Annotated in this window: 5 protein-coding genes; 3 read left to right on the top strand and 2 right to left on the bottom strand. The window is 41.7% G+C overall.

Translation table 11 applies throughout. The features are described from left to right. The first annotated feature begins 311 nt into the window (after positions 1-311). From cruF to IM477_RS19615, 3 genes are all read left to right on the top strand, one after another. On the top strand, positions 312-1226 hold the full coding sequence (cruF, locus tag IM477_RS19625) for a gamma-carotene 1'-hydroxylase CruF (protein WP_287733159.1): 915 nt from the start codon (positions 312-314) through the stop codon (positions 1224-1226). Position 1227: 1 nt separating this feature from the next. Beyond that, a complete protein-coding gene (gene cruG / locus IM477_RS19620; protein WP_287733158.1) occupies positions 1228-2418 on the top strand; it encodes a 2'-O-glycosyltransferase CruG in 1191 nt (396 codons plus the stop codon). 108 nt (positions 2419-2526) lie between these two features. Continuing rightward, complete coding sequence (locus IM477_RS19615; RefSeq protein ID WP_287733157.1) at positions 2527-3840, top strand: tetratricopeptide repeat protein; 1314 nt, start codon at positions 2527-2529, stop codon at positions 3838-3840. Between the two features lie 15 nt (positions 3841-3855). Here the strand turns inward: IM477_RS19615 and IM477_RS19610 are convergent, their stop codons facing one another. Both IM477_RS19610 and IM477_RS19605 read right to left on the bottom strand, forming a co-directional pair. Beyond that, positions 3856-4269, bottom strand: coding sequence for a type II toxin-antitoxin system VapC family toxin (locus IM477_RS19610; RefSeq protein WP_002797269.1), 414 nt, complete (start codon positions 4267-4269; stop codon positions 3856-3858). Then, complete coding sequence (locus tag IM477_RS19605) at positions 4266-4517, bottom strand: hypothetical protein (RefSeq protein ID WP_002774365.1); 252 nt, start codon at positions 4515-4517, stop codon at positions 4266-4268. The genes IM477_RS19610 and IM477_RS19605 overlap by 4 nt, the downstream gene beginning before the upstream one ends. Positions 4518-4528 lie beyond the last annotated feature (11 nt).

Here is a 4528-nt window from a genome sequence, read left to right as displayed (position 1 = left end):
ATCCTTATCTGGCAAGAGACTTAATTGATTAGTTCGCTCTAGATAAAAAACAATTGACAAAAATCGCAGCAATGCCTTTCTAGATAAGGGTTCCATCCCTTATAACCCCCGTACATTGCATAACACAAACCGAAGAACCATTGATTATTATGACCACTTACTCCTGCCTACTGACTCCTAAAGAACTACTACAGGCAAATCCCTAACCCCTGTAAAACTTTTTTGCCGAAAGTGACCGATCTGGGTAATAATTCTTTAATAAAGATTTGTAAACTTGAAAATGATTATCCCTTCGCAGTGCTAGAGATTTAATGAGACGACTAATTGCGATCGAAAAAGCTCTGCTCATCGGTCATATTGTATCGATGGCTTTTGGACTAGCGGGATTGTTGCTAGTCTTGCCCCATCCCGAATTTGTGGCCAATTTACCGGATTTTGGCAAAACTGCCTTTGCTTGGTCAATGGCAGGGGGGGGTGTGGTGTATATGGTGTTAGGAATGGCAGCGGTGGCTGTTTATGCCTATCGGACTCTAGGAGTGTGGCACTGGTTAGGATTCATGGTTCCCGCTATCAGTTTATCCCTTTGTAGCGAACTGTTAGGAACCAGTACCGGCTTTCCTTTCGGTCATTATCGTTATCTTTCGGGCTTAGGTTACAAAATTGCGGGTTTAGTACCCTTTACTATCCCCCTATCTTGGTTTTATCTCGGTTTTAGTGCCTATATTATCGCTCGTGTTGGTTTATCCACTCTTGCTTTACCTCAATGGCTACAAAATCTAGGAGCGATCGCTATCGGGGCGGTATTATTAACTTCATGGGATTTTGTCCTAGATCCAGCCATGAGTCAAACTACCATCCCCTTCTGGATTTGGGAACAACCGGGGGCTTTTTTTGGGATGCCCTATGAAAATTTTGCCGGTTGGTTCGGTACGGGCTGTGTTTTTATGACGGTAGCCACTTTAATCTGGCAAGTGCAACCGGTGAAACTGCCAAGTCAAGATGTAACCCTGCCTTTTCTGATGTATTTAGGTAATTTTGGCTTTGCTACGGTCATGAGTATCGGTGCTGGTATTTATCCGCCGATTTTCTTAGGATTACTCACCGGTGTTCTGCCTTTAATCCTTCTCTATAATCGCGCCAAGGCTGTTGCTTCCCGACAAACAGTGCCGACAAGCGAAGTAACAACCCTAAAAATCCCCGTTGTGTCGGTGAGAGGAGCCAAATAAGTTGTTAACTGAGATAATTCTCGGTGCATTCTGCCTGGGGCTACTGCTGTCTCAGGCTGTTGCCTTTTTTATCCTTCTTTCCCGTCTGCTAAAAGGGGCGCGTCGTCGTCCTCCCCTGACTCCCCAACCTCCCACCCCGGAGATGTTAGGGACAGTAAGCGTAATTGTGCCGACGTTAAACGAAGTGGCCAGGATTGACGGTTGTTTACGGGGATTGAGTCAACAGAGTTACGAAGTGCGAGAAATTCTGATTGTCGATAGCAATTCCCAAGATGGTACGCGGGAAAAAGTCAAAGAGATAGCGGCAAAAGACCCCCGCTTTCGCTTGAAAACCGATTATCCTTTGCCTCCCGATTGGGTAGGTCGTCCCTGGGCGTTACACAATGGTTTTTTGTTTAGTTCTCCTAAAAGTGACTGGATTTTGGGCATTGATGCCGATACGCAACCCCAAGCAAATTTAGTGGCTAGTTTGGTCAAAGATGCGATCGCAGAAGGTTACGATTTAGTTTCCCTGTCGCCGCAATTTATCCTCTCCTATCCGGGAGAATGGTGGTTACAGCCGGCTTTATTGATGACTTTGCTCTATCGCTTTGATGCGGCCGGAGTGCGCGGGCAAGATCCCGAACGAGTGATGGCCAATGGTCAATGTTTTCTCTGCCGGCGGTCAGTTTTAGCGGCTTTAGACGGTTATAGCGGGGCAAAAGGTTCTTTTTGCGATGATGTCACCCTGGCCCGTCTAGCGGCAACGAAAGGCTATCGGGTGGGATTTCTCGATGGGGCGAAATTAATTCGGGTGCGAATGTACGAAGGACTCAAGGAAACTTGGCAGGAATGGGGCAGATCTCTTGATCTCAAAGATGCCTCCTATCAGGGGCAATTATGGGGCGATTTAGCTTTATTAGCTCTTACTCAGGGATTACCGATAATTATCACGCCTTTACTGCTCACAGCTTTGATTTTTGGCTACGATTTCCTGAGTTTAAAAATTGTCTTGACTTTAAACCTGCTGCTGTTATTGATTCGTTTTGCCCTTTTATTGGCTGTCTCTCCTAGTTACTATCGCGGCAAAAAAGTCAATCTATCTTCAGGATTATTTTGGCTATCTCCCCTAGCGGATCCGCTGGCAGTTATCCGCATTTTTATCTCTGCTTTTACCCGTCCCCAACGTTGGCGCGGTCGAGTCTATCAGTAATCGGCCTTTTTCATGCTAAATCCGGTTATTAAAAACTGATTATTTATTCTCCGTTTTGCCTCTTGCCTGTCCTTATAAGTAGCCTATGCTCAACGGATTTAGTATAATATGAATTCTCCTGCACCTGTGCCGACACCCTTTCAAGTTGCTTTAGAGCGTTACCAGAATGCTCTAAATTATTTAGATACTTCTCATAATAAATCTCTGAAAAAAGCACAGGCTTTAGAAATTATTGCCGCCAGAGATGCTCTTCATAAACAAATGGAAGCTGAGGCGGAAATTTCGGTTGATATGTCGTCAAAATTAATCGAACAAGATAATAGATTAAAACAGAAAAGCTACAAAATTACTCAAGTTCTTGACTTAGCTGAATATCGGGAGACTTTATCTATTTCTGATCAGGCTTGGTGGTGGCATTTAGAAAGTAGGGAATCTTTGCATCCTTGCAATCGCTTTGATTGGCTATTGAGAATCGTTAAACTGGTTTTATTAGGGGTTAATTTTACATTAATCGGAACGATTGCTACTCGGTTTCTTAGTGGTGGTTCAGGTTTGCTAGAAATAGGGGGTGTTATTTTTTCGACTTTCATTTCTTTATTACAAACTGAAAATGCTCTCACACGGACGCGCCAGAAGGGTTTTGTTAAGTTAATGAAATTGCTTGGGATTGCTGAACATTGGTATGAAGAAATACAGTTTTCTGTAACAGTAATAGTCTTTGCTATTCTCTTGGGAATTTATCTAAATTTCTCTTGGTTTTCTGAGCTTTATAAGCAAGAAGGCAACCGTTTACAATCTCCTCCGCCAGCAAGTCAAGAATTTCCTAATTTAGCTTCAGCCGAAGAGAAGTATTTAAAAGCGATTGAGTTAGATCCAGATAATCTAGATGCTCATTATAAGTTGGCAACACTTTATGAAGAGTTACAGGATTTGACTAATGGGAAGAAACACTATTTAATTGCGGCAAAAGGTGGTTTTATAGATGCTTATAATAATCTCGCTTATTGGTATCTGCGCGATAATAAGAATGCAGAAGCAGTAGAGTTACTGGAAAAAGCCAAGAGATTATTAGCAGAAAAAGATGAAAAACTAGACCAATTTACTGAAGAGGAGAAACGCAATTTAGCAGTACAAAAATATAGTATTTATAAAAATCTAGGCTGGGCCAGATTTAAGCAAAATCGCAGTGAAGATGCAGTTCCTAATCTTTTAGTTGCTATTGGTATCGCTGAAAATCCAGCTTATCAGAAATTTATCCGCAATCCCGGTGCTGCTTTTTGTATTTATGCTCAACTTTTAGAAAAAGAAGACAAGAAATTATCTCAGGAAAATTGGCGTAAATGTCTTAATTTAGCCGAAGGGAGGGAAATTAATACGGAGGAGGAGCAATGGTTATATGAAGCGAGGAAAAAATTAAAGTGAAGTAAAGTTTAGTGACTATTCTCTGAGTAATGCGCTAAATCCTTCTTGCTGAAAATGCTTATCAAAGGTTAATATTTCAGAGATTTCCAGTTGTCTCATAATCTGCATGGAAGCACAATCAGTTAAACTGTATCCTTTATCTAATCGTCTTTGGTAAAAATCAAAAGCTTGCTGAAATTGTTCACTGGTTTGGGGAATGATTATGGTTTTGCTGTCATTGCGTAAATCATGAGTTAGACGAATAGCTGATTTACGCAAAAATTCCCCTCTACTGCATAAAGCATTGAGTAATTCTGTCAGAACCATTTCACTGGTAACACCTCTAAAGTTACCCAGTCTTGCTACCATACTTATAGCAAGTCTATGAGCATTATCTCCTCTATCAGCTAACGCTTTTAAATAGAAGGTATCTAAGAAAATTTTTCTCATTCTTCCTCATCTTCTCTCGGTGCGCCGTACATATAATGTTCCGCGTTACGCGCAAAGTCTCTGGGAAAGTGTTTTCGCCATTCTGATTGGGGAACAACGTTACCAATCTCAACAATTCTTTGCCAAAAAGGTTTTTTGCGAAATTCTGGGTCATTTTCTAGTGCATCCCATTTAGCATCGAGTTCTTCCATTGATAACTCAGGCTCTTCGGATGTGTTAGAGGTTGAATGATTGTTTAAGTTAGTCATGATTAAAGGTT

Origin of the sequence: Microcystis sp. M090S1 (assembly GCF_020246295.1) — a bacterium.
GTDB classification, from domain to species: domain Bacteria; phylum Cyanobacteriota; class Cyanobacteriia; order Cyanobacteriales; family Microcystaceae; genus Microcystis; species Microcystis aeruginosa.
Note: the sequence above shows the minus strand (reverse complement) of the source record. Positions and strands in the feature narration are given on the sequence as shown.

Coding starts and splice junctions, on each gene's coding strand:
- IM477_RS19615 (WP_287733157.1), top strand. CDS start 2,527: ATGAATTCTCCTGCACCTGTGCCGACACCCTTTCAAGTTGCTTTAGAG.
- IM477_RS19605 (WP_002774365.1), bottom strand. CDS start 4,517: ATGACTAACTTAAACAATCATTCAACCTCTAACACATCCGAAGAGCCT.
- cruF (WP_287733159.1), top strand. CDS start 312: ATGAGACGACTAATTGCGATCGAAAAAGCTCTGCTCATCGGTCATATT.
- IM477_RS19610 (WP_002797269.1), bottom strand. CDS start 4,269: ATGAGAAAAATTTTCTTAGATACCTTCTATTTAAAAGCGTTAGCTGAT.